The organism is Actinospica durhamensis (assembly GCF_018139695.1).
GTDB classification, from domain to species: domain Bacteria; phylum Actinomycetota; class Actinomycetes; order Streptomycetales; family Catenulisporaceae; genus Actinospica; species Actinospica durhamensis.
The window spans coordinates 1-417 of the sequence record NZ_JAGSOG010000809.1; the positions used below are offsets into that span (position 1 = coordinate 1).

At 73.1% G+C, this 417-nt stretch carries 1 protein-coding gene; it reads left to right on the plus strand.

Translation table 11 applies throughout. From position 1 onward, the window contains the following. Positions 1-417, plus strand: a 417-nt coding sequence (locus KDL01_RS42325) for an ABC transporter ATP-binding protein (RefSeq protein WP_212534326.1), incomplete at both ends; no start/stop codon positions are given.

The following is a 417-nucleotide window of genomic DNA, read 5'->3' on the forward strand; positions in this document are numbered from 1 at the left end:
GGGAGCGGACCGCCCGGGAGGCGCTGGCCGAGGTCGGCCTGTCGGACTCCACCGGCCACTACCCCTGGCAGCTCTCCGGCGGCATGCAGCAGCGGGTCGCGATCGCGCGGGCGCTGGCCTACCGGCCGGCCGTCGTGGTGATGGACGAGCCGTTCGCGTCGGTGGACGCCCAGACCCGGGCGGACCTGGAGGACCTGCTGCTGCGGGTGCGCGAGCACCTCGGCATCACGGTGCTGCTGGTCACCCACGACATCGACGAGGCCGTCTACCTCTCCGACCGGGTGCTCGCCCTCGGCGGGAAGCCGGCCGGTATCCGCAGTCTGCTCACCGTCGACCTGCCCGCCCCGCGCGAGCAGGTCGCCACCAAGTCGCTGCCGCGGTTCGCCGAACTGCGCAGCCAGGTCTACAGGTTGATCC